The organism is Methylobacterium sp. (assembly GCF_028290105.1).
GTDB lineage: Bacteria > Pseudomonadota > Alphaproteobacteria > Rhizobiales > Beijerinckiaceae > Methylobacterium.
Genome location: NZ_JAQGKL010000186.1, coordinates 1 through 24,351, shown reverse-complemented (window position 1 = coordinate 24,351; position 24,351 = coordinate 1). Strand labels below are relative to the sequence as shown.

Genomic DNA, 24,351 nt, shown 5'->3' with positions numbered 1-24,351 from the left:
TCGCCCGAGAGCGAGCGGGACGGCGAGCGGAACGGGGAGACGCCTGCCGGCGGCACGGCGCCTGTCTCCAATGGATCACAAGGCCGTGCCAAGTGGATCGGCGGCTTGAGGAACGGTTAACCATCCCGTCCGTATCCCTTAGACCGAGCGCTCGCCACAGCCCGTTCGCGAGCCAGCCCTGTCCCGGGGACGAAAGCCGGACCGATGCCGATACGCTCGCCCCTGCTGCGCTCCCTCGCCCTGGCGCTGTCCGCCCTCTCCGCCGGCCTTCCGGCCGTCGCCCAGGACGGCGACAAAGCGCGCCTGGCGACCCCCGGCGCCACCCAGGCCGCCGTCGCCATCGCGGCCGATCTCTCGACGACGGGGGCCACCACGAAGCTGACGCTCACGCTTTCCCGGGCCATCGACGCCAAGGCCTTCGTGATGGAGCGCCCGGACCGGGCCGTGATCGATCTCGCAGAAGTGAACTTCCAGCTCGGGGCCGAGACCGGGCGCAAGCGCGACGGACTGATCTCCTCCTTCCGCTACGGCCTGTTCGCGCCGGGACGCTCGCGCATCGTGGTCGACTTGGCGCAGCCCGCCAGCGTCGGGCGGATCGAGACCGTGACGCGCGCCCGCGACGGCGCGGTCCTGCTCAGCATCGAGTTCCAGCGCACCGACCGCGAGGGCTTCCGCCGCGCCGCCGTGGCGAGCGATCCGGCCCCCGCCCAGCGCAAGATCGTGAGCGCCCCGGAAGCGACGGATGCCCGCCCCCTGATCATGGTGGATGCGGGCCATGGCGGCACCGATCCGGGCGCCATCGCGGCCACCGGCGTGTTCGAGAAGGACATCGTCTTCGGGTTCGCCCAAGCCCTGGTCACGCGGCTCGAGGCCAACGGGCGCTACCGGGTGCGCATGACCCGCGACCGCGACGTGTTCGTGCCCCTGTCTGAGCGCGTCCGCATCGCCCGCGAGGCGAAGGCGGACCTGTTCGTGTCGATCCACGCCGATTCGATCTCGGCCGCACCCCAGGTGCGGGGCGCCACGATCTACACGGGCTCCGAGAAGGCGACCGACGCCGAATCAGCCAAGCTTGCGGAGCGCGAGAACCGGGCCGACGCCGCCGCCGGCACCGAATCGAACGAGGGTCCGGGCCACGTCTCGGACATCCTGCAGGAGCTCACCCTGCGCGAGACGCGCACCTTCTCCTCCGGCTTCGCCAAGGGCCTGATGGCCCATCTCGGCCCCGTGATGGAGATGAGCGCCAAGCCGCATCGCGAGGCCGGCTTCATGGTGCTGCGCTCGCCCGACGTGCCCTCGGTGCTGGTCGAACTCGGCTATCTGTCGAGCAAGCGCGACCTCGACCTGCTCCAGTCCGAGGGCTGGCGCGCCGAAGTCACCGGCGGCATGGCCAAGGCCATCGACGCCTTCTTCGGCAACCGGACCTCGCTGACGCGGCCGCAACCGCCCCGGCGCTCGGCGGCAATCGCCCCAGTTTCACCATAGAATGATTGTGAAACCGGGGCTCACACCGCCCCGTTCGTTCGACGTCGATGAAGTGTCGACGGGAACCGTCGCGGGGTCTTGAGCGAACACCGCCGACACCAGGGGCCCGGCCGCGCATTCGCGGCGGGACACTTGCATCTCCGGAAGGCCCTTCACCTCCAGAAGGCCCTTGCTTTTCGGAATGGGACACGGTCCGAGAGGGCGCCCGCCGACCTGGCGGGCGTGTTCGCGGCCGGCCGGCGGCGGTGGATCATCGACGGACGGGACCCGGATGCGCTTCATCCTTCGTTTCTTCGGCTTCCTGTTCAGCATCGGCGCGATGGTGTTCGTGCTGGGCGCGGCCGGCGCGGCGTTCTTCTACTGGAAGTTCAGCCAGGACCTGCCGGACCACGCCGCGCTCGCCAATTACGAGCCGCCGGTGATGAGCCGCGTCCACGCGGCGGACGGCTCGCTGCTGGCGGAATACGCCAGCGAGCGCCGGCTCTACCTGCCGATCCAGGCCATGCCGAAGATCGTGGTCGCGGCCTTCCTCTCCGCCGAGGACAAGAACTTCTACAAGCACGGCGGCGTCGACCCCGAGGGACTGGTCCGCGCTGCGTTGACGAACTTCAAGAGCGGCAAGAAGCAGGGCGCCTCGACCATCACCCAGCAGGTGGCCAAGAACTTCCTGCTGTCGCCGGAGCAGACCTTCGAGCGCAAGGCCAAGGAGGCGCTGATCGCCTTCCGGATCGAGGCCGCCTACTCGAAGGACAAGATCCTCGAGCTTTACCTCAACGAGATCTTCCTCGGTACCATCGTGCCGGGCCGCAACCTGCACGGCGTCGCCGCCGCCGCGCTGGATTATTTCGGCAAGTCCGTCCACGAACTGACGATCAACGAGGCGGCCTATCTCGCCGCCCTGCCGAAGGGGCCGAACAACTACCACCCCTACCGGCAGACCCAGAAGGCGCTGGACCGGCGCAACGAGATCATCGGCCTGATGGCCCAGAACGGGTACATCACCAAGGAGGAGGCCGAGGCCGCCCGCAAGATGCCGCTGGGCGTCAACCCGCGCGTCGCCTTCGCCAACGCCGCCAACGCCAACTACTTCACCGAGGAAGTGCGCCGCGAAATCGCCGAGCGCTACGGCGAGAAGAAGCTCTACGAGGGCGGCCTCTCGGTGCGCGCGACCCTGGACCCGAAGATGCAGTCCTGGGCCCGCAAGGCCCTGGTGGACGGCCTGATCCGCTACGACCAGTCGCATGGCTGGCGCGGGGCGCAGGCCAAGGTCGACCTCGTCGGCCGTGACTGGGGGCTGGCGGTCTCCGAAGTCTCCGGCCTCGGCGACGTCGCCCCCTGGCGCCTCGCCGTAGTGCTGAGCACCTCGGGCGGCGCCGCGCAGATCGGCCTGCAGCCGCGCCGCGAAGCCTCGGGCCAGGTCTCGAAGGATCGCGAGACCGGCACCATCGCCGCCGAGGGCACGCGCTGGACCGGACGCTCGCCCGCCGCCGCCCTGAATGCCGGCGACGTGGTCTATGTCGAGGCGACCGACACGAGCCGTGGCCAGTACCGCCTGCGCCAGCGCCCCGAGGTCTCCGGCGCCATCGTGGCGATGGACCCCTATACGGGCCGCGTGCACGCCATGGTCGGCGGCTTCTCCTACGACGAGAGCCAGTTCAACCGCGCCACCCAGGCGATGCGCCAGCCGGGCTCGTCGTTCAAGCCGATCGTCTACTCGGCGGCGCTGGACAACGGCTACACCCCGTCCTCCATCGTGCAGGATTCGCCGATCACCATCGAGGCCGGCCCCGGCCAGGAGGCCTGGACGCCCTCGAACTACGACGGCAAGTCGGGCGGCCCGCACACCCTTCGCTACGGCATCGAACACTCGAAGAACCTGATGACGGTCCGGCTCGCCAAGGATGTCGGCATGCCGCTGATCGCCGAGTACGCCCGCCGCTTCGGCGTCTACGACGACATGCTGCCCGTGCTGCCGATGTCGCTTGGCGCCGGCGAGACCACGGTCATGCGCATGGTCACCGCCTACTCGATGCTCGCCAATGGCGGCCGTCGCATCCGGCCGACCCTGATCGACCGCATCCAGGACCGCGTCGGCGAGACCATCTACCGGCACGACAACCGCAAGTGCCCGGGCTGCGACGCCGACAAGTGGTCGGGCCAGGACGAGCCCAAGCTGGTGGACGATTCCGAGCAGGTGCTCGATCCGCTCACCGCCTACCAGATGGTCTCGATCATGGAGGGCGTGGTCCAGCGCGGCACCGCCACGATCCTGAAGCAGATCGGCAAGCCGCTGGCGGGCAAGACCGGCACGACGAACGACGCCAAGGACGCGTGGTTCGTGGGCTTCTCGCCGGACCTCGCGGTTGGCGTCTATCTCGGCTTCGACAAGCCGCGCTCGCTCGGCGACCGGGCCACCGGCGGCGGCCTGGCCGCCCCCATCGCCCTCGACTTCCTGAAGCAGGCGCTCAAGGACAAGCCGCCGACGCCGTTCCGCGTGCCCCCGGGCATCAAGCTGATCCGGGTGGCGGCCTCCTCCGGCATGCGCGCCGGCTCCGGCGACGGCCCCGGCACGATCCTCGAGGCGTTCAAGCCCGGCACCGCGCCGCCGGACGCCTACGTCGCCGCTCCGGCCCAGAACAGCGCCCCGGCCGCCGTGCCGCCGGACGCTGACCGCGCCGCCCAGGCGGGCGGGCTCTACTAGAAACGCGGCTTTCCGAGCGCCGGGGCGGTTCGCCGTCCCGGCCGGTCAGAACGCGGCGCGGATGCCGCCGAAGACGCTGCGGCCGACGCCCGGATAGAACGCCACCGGACCGCCCGCCACCGTGGCGGCGTTGGTGATCACCGAGATGTCCGAGACGTAGCGGGTGTCCAACAGGTTGCGGGCGTCCACGAACAGCGAGACGCCGTTGGAAAAGTCGATCCCGGCCCCGACGTTGAACAGCGCGTAGCCCGGCACCTTGAGGGTGTTGGCGTGGTCCGCGAAGGCGCCCTGCGGCACCCAGTCCACGGACGGGCTGACGTGGAAGCCGCGGCGGTCGCGGTAGCTCATCACGGTCCGCAGCACGTCGCTCGGGATGCCCGCGATCCGGTTGTCGGCGAAGACCGGGTCTCGCACGAAGCGGAAGTCGTTGTGGGTCCAGATCTGCGACACGGTGAGGCCGTCCCCGCGGTCGATCAGGTCGCGGGCGAGGTCGACCGACACGGCCGCCTCGACGCCCTGGTGCCGGGTGCGCGGGGCGTTGAAGGTCAACGCCGGGATGTTGAGGCCGGGATTGATCGAGAAGTTGATCAGCTCGTCGCGGATTTCCGAGCGGTAGAGCGTCACGTCCCAGGACAGGCGGTCGATCCGGCCCCGCGTGCCGGCCTCGTAGGTCCAGGCACGCTGGGCCTCGAGCGGCACGAAGGTGGTGCGCAGGCTGTTCTGCTGCACGAGGTCGGAGAAATCCGGCACGTCGCGGGACCGGGTGATGTCGCCGAAGACCTGGATGTCCGGCAGCGGCTGCCAGAGCAGGCCGAGCTTCGGGTTGATCCCCTCGTAGGTCGTGTTGGCGAATTGCGCATTGGGATTGGCCGAAAACCCGCCCTTGTTGCTGTAGGTGCGGTTCGACGAGAACGCCTTGGCGCCGGTCATCAGGGCGACGTCGGGCAGGAACCAGAAGCGGTTCTCGCCGTAGGCCTCGTAGTTCGAGGCGCTCTGGACCGCGTTCAGGGTCTGGGCACCGCGCTGGCCGCCGTTGTTGACGAACTGAAGCGCCGAGTTCTGGCCCGCGAAGGCGCGAAGCCCCAGGATCGTGTCGTTGCGGAAGCCGGCGACGTCGACGCTGCCCGACCAGCGCGGGGCGATGCCGTAGGTCCAGCCGTCCTGGTCGATGACCTGGAAGATCGGGTGGTACAGCGATTTGTGGATCGCCCAGGTGTCGATGTCGAGCTTGCCCACGTCGAGGACGAAGGAGGTGCGGTTCGCGATCCGCTCCGTCTCGACCTTGCGCGACTGGTTCATCGACACGGCGGTGGGATTCGCGAGCGTCGGATTGTTCAGGGCGTTGTAGAGGCCGAGCGTGCCGGGCAGCTTCTGGTCGGTGAGGTAGATGCCGGCGTAGAACCGCGTCTCGACGCCGGGCGCGAGCCGGTAGCCAAGGTTGGCGTTGAAGTTCTGCGTGCGCTGGGTCTCGTGGTCCCGGTAGCCGTCGGAATTCGTGACCGTGCCGTTGATCAGGAAATCGGCCGGGCCGGAGATCCGCGAGAACTGGAAGTTCTCCCGGATGGTGTTGAACGATCCGCCGTCGATCCGCAGGATGTTGGGCGCGAGCGCCGTCTGGGCGGTGGGCGTGACGAAGTTGATCGCGCCGCCGAGGGTGGTCGCCCCGAAGGTGAGGGCGTTGCCGCCCTTGTAGACCTCGATCGATCGCAGCCCCAGCGGGTCGATCTGGTAGAAGTCGCCGCTGCCGTCGGCGAGGTTGATCGGGATGCCGTCCTGCAGCAGTTCGAGGCCGCGCAGGTGGAAGCCCCGCGAGATGCCCGAGCCGCGTACCGACAGGCGCAGTTCCTGCCCGTAGCGCTCCTGCACGTAGACGCCGGGCACCTCCTTGAGGGTGTCCCGCAGGGTGTTGGCGTAGCGGTCCTGGAAATCCCGGGCGTCGACGAAGGCGACGGACCCGACGGTGGCGTTCACCGCCGCGCGCTGGGCGCTTACGCTCGGCACGGTCAGGGAGCCCGATCCCGTCCCCTCGACGCTGAGTTCGGAGAGCGTCGCGGCGGCGATCTCCTGCGCCCCGGCTCGGACCGCGAACGCCGCGAGGGAGAATCCGGCGAGAAGCGCGAGGGTGAACGCTCTTTGGAAAAAGGGCAGGGGACCGGACATCGGACAGGCTCCGGATCATGGGCCCGCGCTTCGCACGACGGCGAAGGGGCCCGGCATGATCCCGGTGGGAGTGGATGGGATTCCGAGCCGCGTGGCAGGCCACGCGACGGAGGGGTCGGTTCTCGGACGGGCGCACCACGGCGGGCCGCATCCCTTTGCCGGGAGGCGAAGCCGCATCCGGTCGCCCCCGAGATCGACGGCGATCCGCGATGTCAGTGGTCGTGATGGCCCTGCGCGGCCGCGGCTGCGGGCTTCGTCGCGCCGGGCTTCGTCGCCCCGATCGGCGCCACGCTGAAGCTCACCGGCACGGAGCCGGCCCGCTCGAAGGTGAGGGTGCCCTGCACGACCTCGCCGGCCTTCGGTGAACCGGTGAGGTCCTCGAACATGAGGTGCAGGCCGCCGGGCTTCAGCTCCACGGTCTCGCCGGGCTTGATGGTAAGGCCGCCCTCGACGGGCGCCATCTTCATCACGCCGCCCTCCATGCTCATGGAGTGGATCGAGCCGCGCCCGGCCAGCGGGATCGACGCGCCGGTGAGCCGGTCGGCCTGCGTGCCGGTGTTGGTGACGCGGACGTAGCCGCCCGCCACCTTGGCGCCGCCCGGGGTCGCGCGCATCCAGGGCGTCTCGATGCTGAGATCGCCGGCCTTGATGGTGGTCGCCCCGGCATCGGCGGTCTTCGCGGCGGCCGCCACGATCCGCACGCCGGGGGCGGGGGATTTCAGCGCGTGCGCGTCCTGTCCGGCCGCCGGGATCTCGGTCCAGCGATACCGGCCGCTGGCGCAATCCTGCTCGATCGGGAAGTAGACGGTGCTGCCGGGGGCGAAGGCGTCGCTGACCCGGGCGATGAAGGTGAATTCGTCGATCTGGTCGTCGGGCAGGCTGCCGCCGGTCCAGGTGATGGACTTCACGCCCTCCCGGATGTCGCCGTGGAAATACGGATAGGCCCGGGCATAGGGCCCCTTCTCGCTGCTCACGGTCCAGCCGGGCTTCGGCATCGGCTTGGCGCCGACGACCCCCTCCGGAATCGTCACGCTGACGCGGTTGGTCGGCTGTCCGTCGCAGCCATGGGTGATCTGCACCACGCCGCGATAGCTGGCATTGGGGCTCGCTTCCTTGCGCTCGAGGGTGGCGTGCGCGAAGGCGGCATTGGACGACAGGGTGAGAACGCCGGTGAGAAGCGCGGCGCGGGCAATCCGGTTCATGGTCGTGGTCCGTGTCTGAGGAGATCGGGGCAGAGCGATCGGTTCAGACGGCGGGCGGAGCTCGCGGGTGGGGGATCGAACCGGGTGGGCCGCGCGCGGACACGGACGAATTGGCCTGCCACGCGATCCGGCTCACGTGACGCGGCGGCCAGACGATTGCGAGCGGCGCCGTGGCGGGCGAGGTCGCGTCGAGCATCGGGCCGGCGACGGTGCAGCAGGGCTGATGATGCGCGTGGGACGGGTCGGGCGCCCCGGGAACCGAACCCGCGTCGTCCATCTGCCCGAGGCAGAGGATTCCGTGCGAGACCGAAGCCGGCAGGGGGACCAGGCCGCCGAGCACCGCGTGCAGAACGAACGCGTAGAGCGCGATCACCGCCGTGACCGCGCGCAAGGGAGCCGTTCGTCTGCGGCCTGCTCGGGTCGCGGTGAGAATCATCGTTGCCGTGCTTAGTCCAACCGCCGCAGTCTCGCCATGCCGCTGGCGCCGCGCAAGGCGGTGCTGTGGCACACCGGCCGCAGTCGCGGGTCCGTGAGCGGGGATGACGGGGATAAACCGCCCGATGCCACAATGTGGCCGGGTGACCATGAGTTCTTAACCCTACCCCGACACGTTCGCGGCACGGGGAGCCCGAAGACCCGGCGCATCGCGTTGGGAATGCGGGCGCCACATGTCGCTTCGTAAATCAGATCAGAGTTCACGTCCGATGCTGAAACAGGCTTTCCACACCCGCTCGCTCGGTTTTGCGCTGCTCGCATCGGCGACCGTCCTCGGTTCGTCGGCGATGGCGCGCGAGGCCGGCGGCTTCGCCCAGGCCGAGTGGGCGCAGGACTACGCGTCGCCCGCCACCATGCAGGTGCAGCGCTCCTCCACGCCGATCCTGTCGCCCCAGACCGTGGCGGCCACCGAGCAGATGATCGAGCGCTACAAGGACATCGTCAACCGCGGCGGCTGGAAGCCGGTCTCGGGCGCCGACCGCCTGCGCGTCGGCTCGAAGGGCCCGGCCGTGGCGGCCCTGCGCCAGCGCCTGATCATCACCGGCGACCTCGACGCGGCCTCGGGCGGCTCGGGCGTCTACGATTCCTACGTCTCGGCGGGCGTGAAGCGCTTCCAGGCCCGTCACGGCCTGAGCCAGACCGGCGCCATGAGCGCGACGACGCAGCAGGCCATGAACGTGCCGGCGGACGTGCGCCTGCACCAGCTCGAGATCAACGTGGTGCGCCTGCGCTCCTACGCGGGAAACCTCGGCAACCGCTTCGTCATCACCAACATCCCCGCCGCGCTGGTGCAGACGGTGGAGAACGGCCAGGTCGTCACCCTGCACGCCGCCGGCGTCGGCAAGATCGACCGCCAGTCGCCGATCATGAACACCAAGGCGACGCAGATCAATTTCAACCCCTTCTGGACGGTCCCGGCTTCCATCGTGAAGAAGGACCTCATCCCCAAGATGCAGAAGGATCCGAGCTACCTCACCGAAAACAAGATCCGCATCTTCTCGGGCGAGACCGAGATCTCGCCGGCCTCGGTGAACTGGAACTCGGACGAGGGCACCCGCTACCGCTACCGCCAGGATTCGGGCGCCGACTTCAACTCGATGGGCATCGTGCGCATCAACATCCCGAACCCCTACGGCGTGTTCATGCACGACACGAACACCAAGGGCGTGTTCGGCGACGATTTCCGCTTCATCTCCTCGGGCTGCGTGCGTGTGCAGAACGTGCGCGAGTACATCACCTGGCTCCTCAAGGACACGCCCGGCTGGGGCCGTGACCAGGTCGAGCAGGCCATCGAGAGCGGCAAGCGCGTCGACGCCACCCTGTCGAGCCCCGTGCCGGTCTACTGGACCTACATCACCGCCTGGACCACCCCGGACGGGCTCGTGCAGTTCCGCGACGACATCTACAAGCGCGACGGCGTGAACGTGCCCTCGACCCTCTCGGCCCCGACCCCGGTCGCCAGCGCGGAGCAGGTCCAGAGCTTCGAGCCGGGCGAAGAAGAGAACTAGGACCCACAGTCGCGATCCCGACCGATTCGGGATCGCCTGACTCGACACATCGTCGGTGGCGGGTGCCCGCGCGCCCGCCATCTTCGTATCCCGGCCAGGCCTGTCGCTGCAGGATTGGGCCATTCGACCCTCAGGCCATGTTTCGCTTCAGGGCATGTCCCGCGCCAACGCGTCGCGGATCTCGGCCTCGGTCTTCCGCGCATAGGCCAGGGCCGCGTCGGCATCGACCCGCAGGCCTTCCTCGCCCTCCCAGAAGATTCCGCCCGTCGCGTGCGCGTAGACCGCACCCGCGATCGTGACGCCGGCGATGTTGGCGACGCCCATGTACGAAAACTCCAGAAGCTGGGTCCAGGGACCGCCCGGCACCGCCTCTTCGTGATCCTCGACGAAGTCGGCGGCCGAATCGGCTCCGCAAGGCAGACATTCGAAGCCTGCCTCCACCCCGTCCCAGATGGCCGGAAGATGGCCGGACTGGTCTTCGACGCGCCCATGCGCGTCGCCGTCGAGGACGAGCTTGAATCCAACCGCATCGATGGCGGCCTGCCAGGCGCCGATGGTCGCGAGCGGTCGGTTGCTGAGGACAAAGCACGACAGGGACATGGCACCATCCTTGGTGTGGAGCGGCGTTAAACCGGCATCTGCGACATCGAGATCCAGGCACGGACGTGAGACTGAACGACGCGCGTGTAGTCGATCTGAAATACAATCAGCGGTATGTTCGCTTTATGTTCTGATGCCGTCAAGGCCCGTCGGGGCACCTTCGCGCTGATCGCGTGGTGTCGCGTATCGCCGACGGCGAGGGACGGGGCTATGCCGCCGGAAACTCAAATTTTTTCGAACGAAGGCGCAAATTCCTGTGCCTTGGACTTGCGCATGAGCCCGTGTAGTAATCCAGCCTTCGAACACCCGCCCGCCTTAACGCCAGCGGTTACGGGTGCGTCCGCCCGTTCAACAATCGAGGCCTTCCATGAGCGCCGGTACTGCCGCCGACAAGCACTTCTCCAATTCGTTCTTCGCTGCCTCCCTCGCGGATGCGGATCCGGAGATCGCCAGCGCCGTCTCGCAGGAACTCGGCCGCCAGCAGCACGAGATCGAACTCATCGCGTCCGAGAACATCGTCTCGCGCGCCGTTCTCGAAGCCCAGGGCTCGGTGCTCACCAACAAGTACGCCGAAGGCTATCCGGGTCGCCGCTACTATGGTGGCTGCCAGTTCGTGGACATCGCCGAGAACCTGGCCATCGAGCGCGCCAAGCGCCTGTTCGGCTGTGGCTTCGCCAACGTTCAGCCGAATTCCGGCTCCCAGGCGAACCAGGGCGTGTTCATGGCCCTGATGCAGCCGGGCGACACCTTCCTCGGCCTCGACCTCGCCGCCGGCGGTCACCTCACCCACGGCGCCCCCCCGAACGTCTCGGGCAAGTGGTTCAAGCCGGTCTCCTACACCGTGCGCCGCGACGACCAGCGCATCGACATGGAGCAGGTCGAGGCGCTCGCCCACGAGCACAAGCCCAAGGTCATCATCGCGGGCGGCTCCGGCTATCCGCGCCACTGGGACTTCGCCAAGTTCCGTGAGATCGCCGATGCCGTCGGCGCCATCTTCTTCGTGGACATGGCCCACTTCGCGGGTCTCGTCGCGGCCGGCGTGCACCCGTCGCCGTTCCCGCACGCGCACGTCGCCACCACCACCACCCACAAGACCCTGCGCGGCCCGCGCGGCGGCATGATCCTGACGAACGACGAGGCGCTCGCCAAGAAGTTCAACTCGGCGATCTTCCCCGGCCTCCAGGGCGGCCCGCTGATGCACGTCATCGCCGGCAAGGCGGTGGCCTTCGGCGAGGCGCTGAAGCCCGAGTTCAAGATCTACGCCAAGCAGGTCATCGAGAACGCCAAGGCGCTCGCCGACACCCTGATGTCCGGCGGCTACAACATCACCTCGGGCGGCACCGACAACCACCTCATGCTGGTCGACCTCACCAGCAAGGGCCTCACCGGCAAGGCGGCGGAAGCCGCTCTGTCGCGCGCCGACATCACCTGCAACAAGAACGGCGTGCCCTTCGACACGCAGAAGCCCACGGTCACCTCGGGCATCCGCCTGGGCACCCCGGCGGGCACCTCGCGCGGCTTCGGCGTCGCCGAGTTCAAGCAGATCGGCAGCCTGATCGTCGAAGTGCTCGACGGTCTCGCGGCCAAGGGCGAGGGCGGCGATGCCGAGGTCGAGGCCAGCGTGAAGAGCCGCGTGCACGCTCTCACCGACCGGTTCCCGATCTACGGCTGAGGCGCAACGCGCGAATCGGTGCGCTTGAAGAAGCGCCCCGCACCATGCCATGCAGCGGCCGCGGACCCTCGGGTTCGCGGCCGTTCCTTTTCCCGGGTGTTCGACTTTCTCCAGGTGTCCGTCCGATGCGGTGTCCCTATTGCGGCGGTCCCGACACCCAGGTGAAGGATTCGCGCCCCAGCGACGATGCGGCGGCGATCCGCCGGCGCCGGGTCTGCCCGGATTGCGGGGGCCGCTTCACCACCTTCGAGCGGGTTCAGCTGCGCGAACTCACCGTGCTCAAGCGCTCCGGCAAGCGCGTGCCCTTCGACCGCGACAAGCTGCAGCGCTCCATCGACGTCGCTGTGCGCAAGCGCCCCGTCGAGCCCGAGCGCATCGAGCGCCTCGTCAGCGGCATCACCCGGCAACTCGAGAGCAGTGGCGAGGCCGAGATCGGCAGCGAAGCCATCGGCGAACTGGTGATGGAGGGCCTGAAGGGGCTCGACGACGTCGCCTATGTGCGCTTCGCCTCCGTCTACAAGAACTTCCGCGAGGCCAGCGACTTCAAGGCGCTGCTCGGCACCCTCGTCGATCCGATCGGGTCGGGCGTGGCGGCACCGGTCACCGACACGGCGTCCGGTGCGCTTGCCGCGACGGTCACCCCGCTGCGCCCCAAGCGCCAGCCGAAATCGTCGGCGTGAGGATGAGGCGATGACGGACGGGGCGACGACCGGGGCCGACCCGCGCGCGGATGATATCCGCTACATGCGTTTCGCCCTCGCCCTGGGGCATCGCAACCTCGGGCGGACTTGGCCCAACCCCTCCGTCGGCGCCGTGGTGGTGGCGGATGGCCTGATCGTCGGGCAGGGCGTCACGGCCCCGGGCGGGCGCCCGCATGCCGAGCCCACCGCCCTGGCGATGGCCGGCGCGGCAGCGCGCGGCGCGACCCTCTATGTGAGCCTGGAGCCGTGCTCGCATCACGGCCGCACGCCGCCCTGCACCGACGCGATCGTGGCGGCGGGCATCGCCCGCGTCGTCACGGCGCTGGAGGACCCCGACCCGCGCGTCGCCGGACAGGGGCATGGCCTCCTGAGGGCGGCGGGCCTCACGGTGAGCACCGGCATTCTGGCGCCCGAGGCCGCGCGCGACCATCGCGGCCACATCACCCGCGTGACGAAGGGCAGGCCGAGCCTCCACCTCAAGCTTGCCCAGACCCGGGACGGCTTCGCCGGGGCGCCCGCCGAGCGCCTGCGCATCACCGGACCCATCGCGGACGGCGCCGTGCATCTCTGGCGGGCGCACGCGGACGCGATCCTCGTCGGCATCGGCACCGCGCGGGCGGACGACCCCGCGCTCACCGTGCGCCTGCCCGGCCTCGCAGACCGCTCGCCCCTGCGGATCGTGCTCGACTCTTCGCTGCGGATCCTGCCCTCGACCTACCTCGTGCGCAGCGCGCGCGATATCCCGACCCTCGTCGTCACGACCCGGCGCGCGCCCATCCACGCCAAACGGATGCTGGCCTCGTTCGGCGTCGAGGTCATCGGCGTCGATTCCGACCGGACCGGCCGAATCGACCTGGCGGCGGCGCTTCAGGTGCTGGCCGAGCGCGGGATCACACGGGTCTGCTGCGAGGGCGGTCCGCATCTGGCCGACGCACTTGCGGCCGCCGATCTCGTAGACGTGTTCACGCGAATCACCGGGCCCAACGCGCTGGGCGGTTCCGGCGGCCTGCCGGCGATCGGACCGGCCCTGGCGGAACGCCTCGCGAGCGGCCACCTGATTCCCGTCGAGACGCGGGATCTCGGCCCCGACCGGGCGGTCACCTTCGAGCGGAGCGTTTGAGATGTTCACCGGTCTCGTCACGGATGTCGGGGAGGTGGTGTCGGTGACGGGTGACGACCGCCTGCGCCACATCCGCATCCGCTCGCACTTCGACCCCGCCACGATCGCGCTCGGCGCTTCGATCGCGTGTTCGGGCCCGTGCCTGACGGCGGTGGCGGTGGAGCCCGTCGAGGGCGGTTGCGTCTTCGCCATCGACGCCGCTGCCGAGACCCTGGCCCGCACGCATGTGGGCCAATGGCGCGAGGGCCGCCGCCTGAACCTGGAACGCTCCTTGAAGATCGGCGACGAACTCGGCGGCCACCTCGTCACCGGCCATGTCGACGGCCTCGCCGAGCTCGTGGCCCGCGACCCCGTCACCGGGGGCCTCGGCGACCCGCAATGGGCTCCGTCCGACCGCTTCACCCTGCGGGCGCCCGCGAACCTGTCGCGCTTCATCGCCGAGAAGGGCTCGGTCTGCCTCGACGGCACCTCGCTCACCGTCAACACCGTGGCGGGCGACCTGTTCTCGGTGCTGCTCATCCCCCACACCCTCGCGGTCACCACCTGGGGCGAGCGCCGGGTCGGCGATCGCCTCAACCTCGAGGTCGACCTCATCGCCCGCTACGCCGCCCGCCTGTCCGAGAGCCGCGCCGCCCTGGAGGCGTGAGGCGCATCCGCGGGGAAGCCGGGCTTGCGCGATCCAGCAGGCGTTGCCCGAGAAAACCCGCCCTGCGCTTGTCGCAACCGCGCCTTCGGTCTATCGCTCGCGCCTGCGATCGAAGGATGCCGTCCACGGAGCGCTTTTCGCGTGCGGCGCGTGCGCCGGATCGACCCGGGGCGCTCGAGCCAGACGGATCGTCCGCCGATCGCACCCGTGAAGGCCCCCCGATGGTATCGCTCGAACACGCCACCTTCTCCGCGCCCGTCAACGTCAAGGGCGCCCGCGTCCTCGTAGTCGAGGCGCGCTACTACGAGGAACTCGCCGACGAGCTTCTGGCGGGCGCGCGCGGCGCGCTGGCGGCAGCCGAGGCCGAGGCCGTCGTCGTGACCGTGCCGGGCGCCCTCGAAATCCCGTCCGCGATCGCGATCCTGGTCGAGGCCGCCGCCCGCGCCGGGCAGCCCTACGACGCCGTCGTGGCGCTCGGCTGCGTGATCCGGGGCGAGACCGGGCATTACGACATCGTCGCCGGAGAGAGCGCGCGCGCGCTGATGGACCTGTCCGTCACCCTGCGCCTGCCGCTGGGCAACGGCATCCTGACGGTGGAGACCGAGGCGCAGGCGCAGGCCCGCGCCCGGGTCGCCGAATTGAACAAGGGCGGCGGTGCCGCCGAGGCCGCGCTCGCGGTGCTGTCGCTCAAGCGCGACGCATCGGCGGCGTCGGTCGGAGAGGATTGAGGAACATGGCCAACAAAGGTGGGGTGAAGACCTCCGAGCGGAGCGGCGCACGCCTCGCCGTGGTGCAGGCGCTCTACGACATGGAGATCTCCGGCAAGGGCGTGATCGAGGCGCTGGCCGAATTCGAGACCTTCTGGATCGGCGCCGAAATCGACGGCATCGAGCATCCGCAGGCCGAGATCGCCTTCTTCCGCGATCTCCTGCGCGGCGTCGTGGACGAGCAGCGCGCCATCGACCCGCAACTCGACGGGGCTCTCACCGCCGGCTGGCCCCTGAAGCGGATCGAGGCCGTGCTCCGCGCGATCCTGCGCGCGGGCGCCTACGAGCTGATGTACCGGCGCGACGTGCCGGCCCGGGTGGCGATCTCGGAATATGTCGACGTCGCCCACAGCTTCTACGACGGCGACGAGCCGGGCCTGATCAACGGCGTCCTCGACAAGGTGGCGCGCGACGTCCGCGCCAACGAGTTCGCCGGGCTGCCGGCTTCCGGCCGGGCCTGAGCCGCATGGCCCGGCCCGACGAGGACGGGCTGATCGCGCGCTACTTCGCGCCCCTGGCCGGCCCCGGTGCGGACGGCCTGCGCGACGACGCCGCGACCCTGACGCCGGGCGCGGGGTGCGACCTCGTCCTCACCGCCGACGCCATCGTGGCCGGCGTGCACTACTTCCCCGACGACCCGCCGGATTCCATCGCCCGCAAGGCGCTCGGCGTGAACGTCTCGGATCTCGCCGCCAAGGGCGCGACCCCGCTCGGGTATCTCGTCACCCTGGCCCTCCCCGACGATTGGACGGAAGAGTGGCTCGCGGGCTTCGCCGCCGGGCTTCGCACCGGGCTGTCCGCTTTCGGCGGCCACCTCCTGGGCGGCGATACCGTGCGGGCGGCGGGCCCCATGGTGATCGGGGTCACGGCCATCGGCGAGGTGCCGCGCGGCGGCATGGTCCGGCGGATGACGGCGCGAATCGGCGACCGTCTCTGCGTCAGCGGCACCATCGGCGATGCCGCCGTCGGCCTCCACCTGCGCGGATCGTCCCCGCCCGCCTGGGCGGGCGCGCTCGGCGGCGCCGACCGCGACGCCCTGATCGACCGCTACTGGCATCCGCGTCCGCGCATCGCCCTGGCCCCGGCCTTGCGCCGCCATGCCCGGGCCGCGATGGACATATCGGACGGTCTGGCCGGAGATCTCGCCAAGATGCTCAAGGGGGAAGGGCGGTCGGCGGAGATCGACCTGCAGGCACTTCCCTTGTCCGGGGCCGCAGGGCGCGCGCTCACGGCGGCGCCCGGGGTGATGACGACCCTCCTCACCGGCGGCGACGATTACGAGATCCTGTGCGCGGTGGCGCCGGAGAGCCTGGACGCCCTCCTGGCGGAGGCGGCGATGGCGGGCGTGCCGCTCGCCTGCATCGGCACCGTCACGGCGGGCACCGAGGCGCCAAGCTTCCGGGATGCCTCCGGACAGGTGCAGCGCTTCGGCGCCGGCTCCTTCAGCCACTTCTAGTCGGCCCGTCCGGCATCCATCCTGCAAGGATCGTCCTCGCACGGCCGGCGGCCGCGCGCGGAGGAGAAGACGATGAACAGGATCGAATGGTCGCGCCGCGCGCTGCTCGCGGGGGTGCTCGGATTGGCCCTCGCGCCCATCCCGGATGCGCGGGCGGACGAGACCGGCCGCCTCACCACCCACGTGCTCGACACCGCGAACGGCAAGCCGGCCGCCGGCATGGGGATCGACTTCTACCGGCGGGAGGGCGAGACCTACGCGCTGGTGGCCTCCATGAAGACCAACAAGGACGGCCGGACCGACAAGCCCCTGATGGTGGGCGAGGCCTTCAAGACCGGCAGCTACCAGATCGTCTTCCACGTCGCCGAATATTATCGCGGCCTCGGCACGCCGTTGGCCGAGCCGGCCTTCCTCGACACGGTGCCGGTGCAGTTCTCCATCGCGGACGGCAAGGCCCATTACCACGTGCCCCTGCTGACCACGCCGTGGAGCTACGCCACCTATCGCGGCAGCTGAGGGCCGCCGCGATGGCGCTCCGCCGTTTCCCGCGCCGGACCATGCTGGCCCTGGCGCTCGCCTTCGCGGTCTGCGCGTCCGCCGGGCCATCCGATGCCACGCCCGAAGGCACGGCGGCGCCCCTCGACATGGCCGCCGTCAACGCCATGGATCGCGACGCCTTCGTGGCGGCCTTCGGCGGCATCTTCGAACACTCGCCCTGGGTGGCCGAGCGGGCCTGGGCCCGGCGCCCCTTCGCCAGCCCGGACGCCCTCCACGCGGCGATGGTCGCGGTCACGCGGGAGGCCCCGCGGCCGGATGTCCTCGGGCTCCTCAACGCCCATCCCGAACTCGCCGGCCCGGAGGCGCGGGCGCGCCAGATGACCTCCTCTTCGGTCTCCGAGCAGGGCAGCGCCGGGCTCGACCGGATGAGCGCCGCCGATTTCGACCGATTCGACCGCCTCAACGCGGCCTATCGCGCCCGCTTCGGCTTCCCCTTCATCATCGCCGTGCGCGGACGCGACCGGGCCACCATCCTGGCAGAGTTCGAGCGCCGCCTCGCCCGTTCCAGCGAAGCCGAACGGGATGCGGCCCTCACGGAAATCGCGGCGATCACACGCATGCGCCTGGAACGCAGGTTCGCGGCCTCGCCCTGACCGGAGGCCAGCGCGGCCTCGGCGGGGGAGCCGTGATATCTGGCGGGCAGCGCCCCGCTGCTGTCACCCGAGGCATCGATAGGGCGAGGGGCAGGCCGTCCTGCAGGATAAATCCTGTTCCGGCGTATCGTCGGCCCATTCGGGGACGAGCCCCGGTAAAAGACAAGAATCCTGCGTGCCCGATCCGGCCGCACACGATGCAACCCCTTGGCGGCGTCTCGGCGCGCTCCCGGCGGCGACGCGGATTGGCACCGACCATGGTCGCCTCGGCGCCATCATCCGTCCGTCCCTCGATCCATTCACCACTCGAAAGCCTGGGTCCGTCAGAATCCGCCAGCACCTCTGCGCGGCGATCCAAGCGAACCCGGCAGCTCATCCCGCAGCGCACAAATATTCGCGGATGAAAAGCCTAAGCATCGTTTGCAAGATACGGCGAAGTTTGGCACTCAGAGCAGGCGTTGCCCGGGAGGACATGCCAATACTGGCGGGGCCGATGCCCCGACGCCTGCCTGCCACCCCATCCGACACCGCGAGAACCGCCGCACGGCCAACAAGTCCGAGAACGCATCGAGAGCCCCCAAGGGCCATCATCTCAGCAGGGACGGTCGCATGACAGCATTGTTGCTTATCATCCTGGGCGGGCTTTGCGCCGTCGCCTACGGCATCCTCACGATCAACGACGTCATGAAGCGCGATGCCGGCAGCCAGCGCATGCAAGAAATTGCCGGCGCCATCGCGGAAGGCGCGCAGGCCTACCTGCGGCGCCAATACGCCACCATCGCGGTGGTCGGGCTCGTGCTGTTCGTGGCGCTCGCCTATTTCCTCGGCCTGAAAGTCGGCATCGGCTTCCTCATCGGCGCGGTCCTGTCGGGGGCGGCCGGCTTCATCGGCATGAACGTCTCCGTGCGCGCCAATGTCCGCACCGCGCAGGCCGCTTCCACGTCGCTGGGCGGCGGCCTCGACGTGGCCTTCAAGTCGGGCGCCGTCACGGGCATGTTCGTGGCCGGCCTCGCGCTCCTCGGGGTGGCGCTCTACTACGGATACCTCACCCGGATCGCCGGCCTCGCGCCGGCCAGCCGCGACGTCATCGACGCTCTGGTCGCGCTGGGCTTCGGCGCCTCGCTGATCTCGATCTTCGCGCGCCTCGGCGGCGGCATCTTCACCAAGGGCGCCGATGTCGGCGGCGACCTCGTCGGCAAGGTCGAGGCCGGGATTCCGGAGGACGATCCGCGCAACCCCGCCACCATCGCGGACAATGTCGGCGACAACGTCGGCGATTGCGCCGGCATGGCGGCCGACCTGTTCGAGACCTACGCGGTGACCGTGGTCGCCACCATGGTGCTCGCCGCGATCTTCTTCTCCGGACAGACCGATGTGGCCGGGCGCAACGTCCTCGAGGCGATGCTGCTCTATCCGCTGGCCATCGGCTCGGCCTGCATCCTGACCTCGATCGCCGGCACCTACGCGGTGCGCCTCGGGGCCAACCAGTCGATCATGGGCGCCCTCTACAAGGGCCTCGTCACCGCCGGCGTGCTCTCGATCGTGGCGATCGCGGGCGTCAACTACGCCCTGTTCGGGGGCTTCAACACGACCTTCACCACCAATGCGGGGGTCAGCTTCACCTCCGGCGGTCTGCTCGGCTGCGCGGCCATCGGCCTCGTCATCACCGCGCTGATCGTCGTCATCACCGAGTACTACACCGGCACCAACTTCCGGCCGGTGAAGTCCATCGCCGACGCCTCCGTCACCGGCCACGGCACCAACGTGATCCAGGGGCTGGCGATCTCGCTGGAATCCACGGCGCTCCCGGCGCTGGTGATCGTGGCCGGCATCATCTCGACCTATTCGCTGGCGGGCCTGTTCGGCATCGCCATCGCGGTCACCGCCATGCTGGCGGTGTGCGGCTTCATCGTCGCGCTCGATGCCTTCGGCCCGGTGACCGACAATGCCGGCGGCATCGCCGAGATGGCGGGCCTGCCGTCGGACGTGCGCAAATCCACCGACGCCCTCGACGCGGTCGGCAACACCACCAAGGCGGTGACCAAGGGCTACGCCATCGGCTCGGCGGGGCTCGGCGCCCTGGTGCTGTTTGCCGCCTACACCTCGGACCTGAACTACTTCATCGCCAATGCGAGCCCGACGCAGTACCGCTTCTTCCAGGGCGTCAGCGTCGATTTCACCTTGATGAACCCCTACGTCGTCGTCGGCCTGCTGCTCGGCGGGCTGATTCCGTTCCTGTTCGGCGGCATGGCGATGACGGCGGTGGGCCGCGCGGCCGGCGCCGTGGTGGAGGAGGTGCGGCGCCAGTTCCGTGAGAAACCCGGCATCATGCAGGGCACCGACCGGCCGGATTACGGCCGCGCTGTGGACATGCTGACCCGGGCGGCGATCAAGGAGATGATCCTGCCGTCCCTGCTGCCGGTGCTCTCGCCGATCGTGCTGTTCTTCGTGATCCAGGCCATCGCGGGCAAGTCCCAGGCCTTCGCCACGGTGGGGGCGATGCTGCTCGGCGTCATCATCACCGGCCTCTACGTGGCCGTCTCGATGACCTCGGGCGGCGGCGCCTGGGACAACGCCAAGAAGTACATCGAGGACGGCCACCACGGCGGCAAGGGCTCGGAGGCCCACAAGGCGGCGGTGACCGGCGACACCGTCGGCGATCCCTACAAGGACACCGCCGGCCCCGCCGTGAACCCGGCGATCAAGATCACCAACATCATCGCCCTGCTGCTGCTGGCGGTCCTGGCGCACAGCTGACTGATAGCTGGATCGAGGAGCCGTCTTCGGGCACTTGAGTTCCGGACTTCTGCAGCCTGAAGTTTTCAAGGCCACCCTTCTCGAAGGGTGGCCTTCCTTTCGATTCGGCCAGGGCAGACCGGAGCGTCATCGCGGGACCGGGCTGAGGCTCGCCCTGCCGCGCCCAATCGCGTACTCCCGTATAGGGTTTCGGATGGCGCTGCGCGGCACCCGTCTCAGAGCGCACCGAGCTTGATCGTATCCGCCTTGACCTCGGTGATGTCCGGAGCGGCTGCGAGCCACCGCACCGCTCCAGGGGCGGCGAACCCACCCTGACGACGAACCTCGGTCCCGTTCATCGAGATTCGGGGATCGCGGTAGGAGACCGAGATCACGCCCGGCGCGGTGAACGCGGCGACCGGAGCGACAGGCTCGGGGGCGCCAAGCCACCGCGTGGCACCGGCGATCTTGAAGCCGCCCTGGCGGAAGGCCTCGGCGGCATTCGTGGCGATGCGAGGATCGCGGTAGGCCACCGAGATCACCGAAGGCACGACGAAGCCCTGACGGGCGGTTTCCCCGGACTTCATCTCCGACGCGCCGGCGATGGCGAACGTCGAGATGGACAGGGCCAGGGCGGCGGCGAAAGCGTTCTTGCGGACGGGCATCGTTCGATCCTCAGGAGGGGCGACGGGTCATCCCGTCGTTTCGTGAGGTGAAGATGCGCTCGCGACCTTCATTGAACAAACAGATTGGACTGATAGTCTATATCGACCACGTCAATTCATGCGACGGTTCACCCGCGACTGAACTGCGTGTGCCTTACAGGGCGCGGGCCGGGACGTCGGTATCCTGAACGCTGTCGTCGGGGTGGTCGGCGGGGACTTCCACGGCGTCCCCCGGCCTCAAGCGGCGTCCGCATCCTCCACCCGGTAACGAAGCCAGACGGTCCCGCCTTCCAAGGTCTCGGTGTGGAAGTGGCGGAGGGCCTTGCCCGCCGCGGGCCGCTCGTCTGGCTCGCCGTGGTACTCGAAGATGGTGGGCACGCCCGCAAGACCGTCGAGGGCCGGCGAGACGAGCAGGCTGACCTCGTCGATCAGCCCGGCCTTGAGGAAGGCGCCGTTGATGATGCCGCCGCCCTCCAGCAGCAGGGTCCGCACGCCGAACGTCTCGCCCAACGTCTCCATCGCGCCGGCGAGGTCGCGCCCGTCCGGACCCGCGAACAGGTACGAGACCCCGTCCTCGCGAAGCTCCGTGAGGTAGGCGTCGGTGACGCCCTCGCCGAGGATCGCCACGATATGGTCCCCCCCGGCATCGTCGCGTCCGTAATGAACCTTCCCGTGCGGGTCGATGGCGACGGCGAGGTCACGGCCCTTCCGGTCGCCGAGATGGGTCCGGCGGAGATCCCCGGGAATGACCTTCGGGGAGCGGGGATGTCCCTCGGCGATCTCGGCCATGGTCGTGCGCCCGACGATCCACCCCTCCGCGTCGAGGCGCGCGGCGGTCTCGTCGTAGTACCGGTGGACGAGCCCTCTCTCGATGCCCTTGGCCGGAGGGGTCCAGCGGCTCGGATGGAGCCGTCCGTCGATGGAGCTTCCCATGTGGCAGATGATCTTCGGGCGCATGATCGAGGCGACCTTTTTCGTCGGTTCAGGCCACGTCGGGCATGCGGTCGAGGAGCTTGTCGAGGGTGATCGGGTATTGGCGAACCCGGATGCCGGTGGCGTTGTAGGCGGCGTTGGCCACGGCGGCGGCGACGCCGCAGATGCCGAGTTCGCCCACGCCCTTGGCCTTCATCGGCGAAGACATCGGGTCGGTCTCGTCGAGGAAGATCACGTCCTGGTGCGGGATGTCGGCATGGACCGGCACCTCGTAGCCGGCGAGATCGTGGTTGACGAAGTAGCCGCGCTTCGTGTCGACGGCGAGCTCCTCCATCAGCGCCCCGCCGACGCCCATGGTCATCCCGCCGATGACTTGGCTGCGCGCCGTCTTCGGGTTGAGGATGCGCCCGGCGGCACAGACCGCCAGCATCCGCCGCACCCGGATCTCGGCCGTCGCGGCATCGACCCCGACCTCGACGAAATGCGCGCCGAAGGTCGATTGCTGGTGGGTCTTGGCGAGGTCCCCGAACTCGATGGCGTCCTCGGCGATCAGGCCGTCCGTGCCGGCCGCCTGGGCGAGGGGCGCGCTGCGGTTGCCCGAGCGGACCTGACCGTCCGCGAAGACGGCGTCCGCGGAGTTGAACCCGAGTCTCCCGGCCACCGCCTCGCGCAACTTCACGCAGGCCGCATAGACGCCCGAGGTCGCGCTGTTGGCGCCGAACTGCCCGCCCGAGCCGGACGAGACCGGGAAGGTCGAGTCGCCGAGGCGCACCACGACGTGGTCGAGGGGCACGCCCATCATCTCGGCGGCCGTCTGGGCGATGATGGTGTAGCTGCCGTTGCCGATGTCGGTCATGTCGGTCTCGACGGTGACCCGCCCCCGGTCGTCGAGACGGACCCGGGCCGCCGATTTCAGCACCATGTTGTTGCGGAAGGCCGCAGCCACCCCGAGACCGACGCGCCAGCGCCCGTCACGGACCTGGCCCGGGATCGCCGCGCGCCTGTCCCAGCCGAACCGCTCGGCCCCGATGCGCAGGCAATCCACGAGGCTGCGCTGCGAGAACCGGCGTTCGGGCTTTTCCGGGTCGACCTGGGTGTCGTTGAGGATCCGGAACCGAACCGGGTCCATCCCGACCTTCTCCGCCATCTCGTCCATGGCGATCTCCAGGGCCATCAGCCCCGGGGCCTCGCCGGGAGCCCGCATCGCGTTGCCCTCGGGTAGGTCGAGTTCGGCGAGCCGCATCGCGGTCATGCGGTTGGGGGCCGCATAGAGCAGGCGCGTCTGCAGCACGGCCGCCTCGGGACCGCCTCCGGGCAGATCGCCGGACCAGCTCTCATGGCCGATGGCGGTCATCCGGCCGTCGGGGCCCGCCCCGATGCGGATGCGCTGGATCGTGGCGGGCCGGTGCGTCGTGTTGTTGAACATCAACGGCCGGGTCAGCGCGACCTTCACGGGCCTGCGCGCCGCGCGCGCGCCGAGGGCGGCCAGGATGGCGTCGGAGCGCAGGAACAGCTTGCCGCCGAACCCGCCACCGATGAATGGCGAGATCACCCGGACCTTCTCCTTCGGCATGCCGAGGGTCTGGGCGAGGCCGTCGGTGGCCCAGTCGATCATCTGGTTCGCGGTCCAGACCGTGACGGCATCCCCGTCCCAGGACGCCACCGACGCGTGCGGCTCCATCATCGCGTGGGCGTGGTCGGGGGTGACGTAGGTCGCGTCCACATTATGCGTTGCCGCGCCGAAGGCGGCGGCGAAATCCCCGACGCTGGTGTCCGGGGGGCTGCCCATGACGTCGCCCGGGTTCTTTGCTTCCTCCTTGACCGCCGCGAGGTCGAAGGCGCCCTTGTCGGTGTCATAGGCGACGCGCACCAGGGCGGCGGCGGCCCGCGCCTGCTCGAAGGTCTCGGCGACGACCACCGCGACGGCCTGATGGTAATGCTCGATCCTAGGCCCGCCGAGCAGCTTGGCGGTGTTGAGCTTCGCCTTGCCGAGGGTGCCGGCGGTCTCGGCCGTCACGATGGCGAGCACACCCGGCGCAGCCTTGGCCTGCGCAAGGTCCATGGACCGGATCCGGCCCTTGGCGATGGTGGCGCCGACGACGGAGCCATACGCGAGCTTGGCTTGCGGATCGTGCCAGTCATTGGCGTAGGGCGCGGTGCCGGTGGTCTTGAACTTTCCGTCGATGCGGTCGAGGGGCTTTCCGACGACCTTGAGCTGGTCGTTGTGGTTCTGGCCCGCGGGCGTGTCGAACTTCATGGCTCAGGCCCTCGCGTCGATGAGCACCGCCGCGAGCGTGCGCTCGGCCAGCGTCAGCTTGTAGGCGTTGTCGTGGGTGGGCTTGGCGCCCGCGAA

General features: G+C 69.6%; 20 protein-coding genes. 13 read left to right on the top strand and 7 right to left on the bottom strand.

Translation table 11 applies throughout. The annotated features are described in order from the left end of the window. Nucleotides 1–204: 204 nt before the first annotated feature. Nucleotides 205–1,485, top strand: a complete 1,281-nt coding sequence (locus JWQ05_RS13185) for an N-acetylmuramoyl-L-alanine amidase (RefSeq protein WP_299658897.1) — start codon at nucleotides 205–207, stop codon at nucleotides 1,483–1,485. 271 nt (nucleotides 1,486–1,756) lie between these two features. Then, nucleotides 1,757–4,186, top strand: coding sequence for a penicillin-binding protein 1A (locus JWQ05_RS13180; RefSeq protein WP_299658896.1), 2,430 nt, complete (start codon nucleotides 1,757–1,759; stop codon nucleotides 4,184–4,186). Between the two features lie 45 nt (nucleotides 4,187–4,231). Here the strand turns inward: JWQ05_RS13180 and JWQ05_RS13175 are convergent, their stop codons facing one another. From JWQ05_RS13175 to JWQ05_RS13165, 3 genes are all read right to left on the bottom strand, one after another. Continuing rightward, the gene (locus tag JWQ05_RS13175) at nucleotides 4,232–6,346 is read right to left on the bottom strand and encodes a TonB-dependent receptor (RefSeq protein ID WP_299658895.1); all 2,115 of its coding nucleotides are present in this window, start codon (nucleotides 6,344–6,346) and stop codon (nucleotides 4,232–4,234) included. A 212-nt stretch (nucleotides 6,347–6,558) separates the two neighbouring features. Continuing rightward, complete coding sequence (locus tag JWQ05_RS13170; protein WP_299658894.1) at nucleotides 6,559–7,548, bottom strand: DUF1775 domain-containing protein; 990 nt, start codon at nucleotides 7,546–7,548, stop codon at nucleotides 6,559–6,561. 43 nt (nucleotides 7,549–7,591) lie between these two features. Further along, on the bottom strand, nucleotides 7,592–7,939 hold the full coding sequence (locus JWQ05_RS13165) for a hypothetical protein (protein ID WP_299658893.1): 348 nt from the start codon (nucleotides 7,937–7,939) through the stop codon (nucleotides 7,592–7,594). A gap of 313 nt (nucleotides 7,940–8,252) precedes the next feature. Between JWQ05_RS13165 and JWQ05_RS13160 the strand changes: the two genes are divergently transcribed. After that, nucleotides 8,253–9,551, top strand: a complete 1,299-nt coding sequence (locus JWQ05_RS13160) for a L,D-transpeptidase family protein (protein WP_299658892.1) — start codon at nucleotides 8,253–8,255, stop codon at nucleotides 9,549–9,551. 147 nt (nucleotides 9,552–9,698) lie between these two features. Here the strand turns inward: JWQ05_RS13160 and JWQ05_RS13155 are convergent, their stop codons facing one another. Continuing rightward, entirely contained in the window at nucleotides 9,699–10,151 is a 453-nt protein-coding gene (locus tag JWQ05_RS13155) for a hypothetical protein (protein WP_299658891.1), read from the bottom strand. A gap of 367 nt (nucleotides 10,152–10,518) precedes the next feature. Here JWQ05_RS13155 and glyA point away from each other — a divergent pair, with 367 nt between their 5' ends. From glyA to JWQ05_RS13105, 10 genes are all read left to right on the top strand, one after another. Beyond that, nucleotides 10,519–11,823 carry a serine hydroxymethyltransferase gene (gene glyA, locus JWQ05_RS13150; RefSeq protein ID WP_299658890.1) on the top strand — a complete coding sequence of 435 codons (1,305 nt, stop codon included), beginning with the start codon at nucleotides 10,519–10,521 and terminating at the stop codon, nucleotides 11,821–11,823. Between the two features lie 125 nt (nucleotides 11,824–11,948). Next, nucleotides 11,949–12,503: a transcriptional regulator NrdR gene (gene nrdR / locus JWQ05_RS13145; protein WP_366944597.1), complete on the top strand. Its 555-nt coding sequence runs from the start codon at nucleotides 11,949–11,951 to the stop codon at nucleotides 12,501–12,503. 10 nt (nucleotides 12,504–12,513) lie between these two features. Further along, nucleotides 12,514–13,644 carry a bifunctional diaminohydroxyphosphoribosylaminopyrimidine deaminase/5-amino-6-(5-phosphoribosylamino)uracil reductase RibD gene (ribD, locus tag JWQ05_RS13140; protein WP_299658889.1) on the top strand — a complete coding sequence of 377 codons (1,131 nt, stop codon included), beginning with the start codon at nucleotides 12,514–12,516 and terminating at the stop codon, nucleotides 13,642–13,644. Nucleotide 13,645: 1 nt separating this feature from the next. Continuing rightward, nucleotides 13,646–14,290, top strand: coding sequence for a riboflavin synthase (locus JWQ05_RS13135; protein WP_299658888.1), 645 nt, complete (start codon nucleotides 13,646–13,648; stop codon nucleotides 14,288–14,290). Nucleotides 14,291–14,511: 221 nt separating this feature from the next. Next, entirely contained in the window at nucleotides 14,512–15,018 is a 507-nt protein-coding gene (ribH, locus tag JWQ05_RS13130) for a 6,7-dimethyl-8-ribityllumazine synthase (protein ID WP_299658887.1), read from the top strand. 5 nt (nucleotides 15,019–15,023) lie between these two features. Beyond that, the gene (gene nusB, locus JWQ05_RS13125; protein ID WP_299658886.1) at nucleotides 15,024–15,518 is read left to right on the top strand and encodes a transcription antitermination factor NusB; all 495 of its coding nucleotides are present in this window, start codon (nucleotides 15,024–15,026) and stop codon (nucleotides 15,516–15,518) included. A 5-nt stretch (nucleotides 15,519–15,523) separates the two neighbouring features. After that, the gene (gene thiL, locus JWQ05_RS13120; RefSeq protein WP_299658885.1) at nucleotides 15,524–16,513 is read left to right on the top strand and encodes a thiamine-phosphate kinase; all 990 of its coding nucleotides are present in this window, start codon (nucleotides 15,524–15,526) and stop codon (nucleotides 16,511–16,513) included. Nucleotides 16,514–16,585: 72 nt separating this feature from the next. Next, nucleotides 16,586–17,029, top strand: a complete 444-nt coding sequence (gene uraH, locus JWQ05_RS13115; protein ID WP_299658884.1) for a hydroxyisourate hydrolase — start codon at nucleotides 16,586–16,588, stop codon at nucleotides 17,027–17,029. 11 nt (nucleotides 17,030–17,040) lie between these two features. Next, complete coding sequence (gene uraD / locus JWQ05_RS13110) at nucleotides 17,041–17,664, top strand: 2-oxo-4-hydroxy-4-carboxy-5-ureidoimidazoline decarboxylase (protein ID WP_366944596.1); 624 nt, start codon at nucleotides 17,041–17,043, stop codon at nucleotides 17,662–17,664. A 609-nt stretch (nucleotides 17,665–18,273) separates the two neighbouring features. Then, nucleotides 18,274–20,421 (top strand): sodium-translocating pyrophosphatase, encoded by a 2,148-nt coding sequence (locus JWQ05_RS13105; RefSeq protein WP_299658883.1) that lies wholly within the window; start codon nucleotides 18,274–18,276, stop codon nucleotides 20,419–20,421. Nucleotides 20,422–20,636: 215 nt separating this feature from the next. Here the strand turns inward: JWQ05_RS13105 and JWQ05_RS13100 are convergent, their stop codons facing one another. The 3 genes from JWQ05_RS13100 to paoC form a co-directional block, all read right to left on the bottom strand. Beyond that, entirely contained in the window at nucleotides 20,637–21,065 is a 429-nt protein-coding gene (locus tag JWQ05_RS13100) for a hypothetical protein (protein ID WP_299658882.1), read from the bottom strand. 237 nt (nucleotides 21,066–21,302) lie between these two features. Further along, nucleotides 21,303–22,022, bottom strand: coding sequence for a RibD family protein (locus JWQ05_RS13095; RefSeq protein ID WP_299658881.1), 720 nt, complete (start codon nucleotides 22,020–22,022; stop codon nucleotides 21,303–21,305). Nucleotides 22,023–22,047: 25 nt separating this feature from the next. Next, nucleotides 22,048–24,255: an aldehyde oxidoreductase molybdenum-binding subunit PaoC gene (gene paoC / locus JWQ05_RS13090; protein WP_299658880.1), complete on the bottom strand. Its 2,208-nt coding sequence runs from the start codon at nucleotides 24,253–24,255 to the stop codon at nucleotides 22,048–22,050. Nucleotides 24,256–24,351: the final 96 nt, after the last annotated feature.